This is a genomic window from Undibacterium sp. 5I2 (genome assembly GCF_035019605.1).
GTDB lineage: Bacteria > Pseudomonadota > Gammaproteobacteria > Burkholderiales > Burkholderiaceae_D > Undibacterium.
Window position 1 is genome coordinate 1 of record NZ_JASJVS010000122.1, and the last position, 3,372, is coordinate 3,372.

At 55.5% G+C, this 3,372-nt stretch carries 2 protein-coding genes; both read left to right on the forward strand.

Annotated features, from left to right (window positions below):
• The first annotated feature begins 199 nt into the window (after positions 1-199).
• Positions 200-1,378: an acetyl-CoA C-acyltransferase gene (locus QN359_RS19530; protein WP_322248601.1), complete on the forward strand. Its 1,179-nt coding sequence runs from the start codon at positions 200-202 to the stop codon at positions 1,376-1,378.
• Between the two features lie 80 nt (positions 1,379-1,458).
• The gene (locus QN359_RS19535) at positions 1,459-3,276 is read left to right on the forward strand and encodes an acyl-CoA dehydrogenase (RefSeq protein ID WP_322248600.1); all 1,818 of its coding nucleotides are present in this window, start codon (positions 1,459-1,461) and stop codon (positions 3,274-3,276) included.
• The last annotated feature ends 96 nt before the right edge of the window (positions 3,277-3,372 follow it).

Here is a 3,372-nt window from a genome sequence, read left to right on the forward strand (position 1 = left end):
GGAGCGACCCGATGGGAGGGGATGCAAACCCCTTCCAGAGTCTTTTCCATCGTCGCTTGCGACGATCCATTAAGTTGTTACTTGACATAAAAAAGACAGCTGAAATAACTTCTCACATTTTGCGAACGGTCGTACTATATTATGGTATCGTAGTTCTTCGCTCATTAATCCATCCATTCAGCTATCAGGAGACACCCTCATGTTTGATGCAGTCATCGTTTCTACCGCACGTACCGCTCTGGCCAAATCTTGGAAAGGCGCTTTCAATATGACGCATGGTGCCACGCTCGGTGGCCATGCGCTGGCTGCAGCGATTTCCCGGGCCGGCATCGAGGCGGGTGAAATTGAAGATGTCATCATCGGCTGTGCCACGCCGGAAGGCGCTACCGGCAGCAATATCGCGCGGCAAATCGCTTTGCGTGCCGGCTGCCCGGTCAGCACCGGTGGTATGACGGTGAATCGCTTTTGTTCTTCCGGCTTGCAAACCATCGCCTTGGCCGCGCAACGCATCATCGCCGGCGAAGGCGAAATCTACGCCGCCGGCGGGGTCGAATCCATTTCTTGCGTACAGAATGAAGCCAATACCCATATGTTGGTCGATCCGTGGTTGAAACAACACAAACCGGAAGTCTACTGGCCGATGTTGCAAACGGCCGAGACCGTCGCCAAACGCTACAACATCTCGCGCGAACGGCAAGATGCCTACGGTGTGCAGAGCCAGCAACGTGCGGCAGCGGCGCAGGCGGCCGGCTTGTTCGACGCCGAAATCGTGCCGATGACCACCATCATGGGCGTGGCCGATAAAAACACCGGCATGCTGGTCAGCCGCGAAGTGACGATTTCTGCCGATGAAGGCATTCGTGCCGATACCACCCTCGAAGCGGTGGCAAAAATTCGCTCGGCCGTGCCGGGTGGGGTCATTTCGGCCGGCAATGCCAGCCAATTTTCTGATGGTGCCTCGGTGGCCGTACTGATGAGCAGCAAACTGGCGCAAGCGCGCGGCCTGCAGCCACTGGGAATTTTCCGCGGCTTTGCCGTGGCCGGCTGCGAGCCTGATGAAATGGGTATCGGCCCTGTGTATGCAATTCCTAAGCTGTTGAAAAAGGCCGGACTCAGCGTGGCCGACATCGGCTTATGGGAGCTCAATGAAGCGTTCGCCGTGCAAGTCTTGTATTGCGCCGAGAAGCTGGGAATCCCGATGGACCGGCTCAATGTTAACGGCGGTGCGATCGCCGTTGGTCATCCTTATGGCGTCTCCGGCGCACGCTTGACCGGCCATGCGCTGATCGAAGGCAAGCGGCGCGGCGTTAAGTATGTGGTCGTCACCATGTGTATCGGTGGCGGTCAGGGCGCGGCCGGTTTGTTTGAAGTCGTCTGAGTTACCGCGCTCGCGCTAACTGATCGAATCGTGGCACTGCGTGCAGTGCCATTTCCTTGCTACTCTTTAACGCCGATACCATGCAATCTACCATTCTCGTTCGTCGCGACCTCGATTTTTTGCTGTTCGAATGGCTACAGGTCGAAAGCCTCAATCAACGTCCGCGCTTTGCCGACCATAGCCGCGAAACCTTCACCGCGGCACTCGACACCTGCGAAAACATCGCCACCGATCTGTTCGCCACGCACAATAAGAAAAGCGATCAGAATGAACCGCATTTCGACGGTGAACACGTACACATGATCCCGGAAGTCAAAACCGCGCTGCAAGCCTTTTGCCAAGCCGGTTTGCTGGCGGCCGGACAAGATTACGAATACGGCGGCATGCAATTGCCGTGTGTGGTCGAGAAGGCTGGTTTCGCTTACTTTAAAGGTGCCAATGTCGGCACCGCATCCTACCCATTTCTCACCATAGGCAATGCCAATACCCTGCTGAAATGCGGTACGCCGGAACAAATCGAGTCGTATGTACGGCCGATGTTGGAAGGGCGTTTTTTTGGCACCATGTGTTTGTCGGAACCGCAGGCCGGCTCCAGCCTCTCCGATATCGTCACGCGCGCGCAAGCACAGCCCGATGGCAGCTACCGCTTGACCGGTAATAAGATGTGGATTTCCGCCGGTGAACATGAACTGTCGGAAAACATCATTCATCTGGTGTTGGCCAAAGTACCCGATGAACACGGTAAGCTGATACCCGGTGTGAAAGGCATTTCCCTCTTCATCGTGCCTAAATTTTTACTCAAGGCCGATGGTTCTTGCGGCGAGCGCAACGATGTCGTGCTGGCCGGCCTGAATCACAAAATGGGTTATCGCGGCACCACCAATTGCCTGCTCAATTTCGGTGAAGGTAAATTTCAACCGGGTGGCCAAGCCGGTGCGGTCGGCTATCTGGTTGGCACTGTGCATCGCGGCCTGGCGAATATGTTTCACATGATGAATGAGGCGCGCATCGGTGTCGGTCTCGGTGCCGTCATGCTCGGCTATACCGGTTATTTGCACGCGCTCGATTACGCTCGGAATCGCCCGCAAGGCCGGCCGCCGCTGAATAAAGACGCGGCTGCAGCGCAGATTCCTATCATCGGTCATACCGATGTCAAACGCATGTTATTGGCGCAGAAAGCCTATGTCGAGGGTGGCTTGGCGCTGACGCTGTATTGCGCGCGTTTGGTCGATGAAGAGCGCACCGCCGACAGTGAAGCGGCACGTCAGCAGGCCTCGCTGTTATTGGAAATCCTCACCCCGGTAGCAAAATCCTGGCCCTCGCAATGGTGTCTGGAAGCGAATAACCTGGCCATCCAAGTGCATGGTGGTTATGGCTATACGCGCGAATATAATGTCGAACAATTTTATCGCGATAACCGTCTCAACCCTATTCATGAAGGTACGCACGGCATACAGGGGCAGGATTTATTAGGCCGCAAAGTCGTCATGCACGACGGTGCTGCCTTGGTTTTACTTGGCCAAATCATGCAAAAAACCTGGCTGGCTGCGGCCGAACAGGCGGCCTTGGCCGATTACGGCAGCGCGCTGGCACAAGCCTGGCAGCGTGTCATCAGCGTGACCGCGCAGTTGCACGCAGCCGGCGATCTCAATCGTACACTGGCCAATGCCTCGGCCTATCTGGAAGCCTTCGGTCATGCGGTGGTAGCCTGGGTTTGGCTCGAGCAAGCATTATTATGCACGGCCAAACAAGCGCGCCATGATGCCGATTTTTATGCCGGCAAACTGCAGGCGTGTAAATATTTCTACCACTGGGAATTACCGAAAATTTATCCGCAACTCGATTTGCTCGCCGCCTTGGACAGTACTACCCAAGAGATGCAAGATAAGTGGTTTTGATGCGCCTGAGTTTGACCTCGTTCATCAAAAATCTGACTAGGGTTTGAAACCCCGGCCTTCAGAGGCTGTCGCAAAAGGGTAGTGAGTCGGTATCAT

Coding starts and splice junctions, on each gene's coding strand:
- QN359_RS19530 (WP_322248601.1), top strand. CDS start 200: ATGTTTGATGCAGTCATCGTTTCTACCGCACGTACCGCTCTGGCCAAA.
- QN359_RS19535 (WP_322248600.1), top strand. CDS start 1,459: ATGCAATCTACCATTCTCGTTCGTCGCGACCTCGATTTTTTGCTGTTC.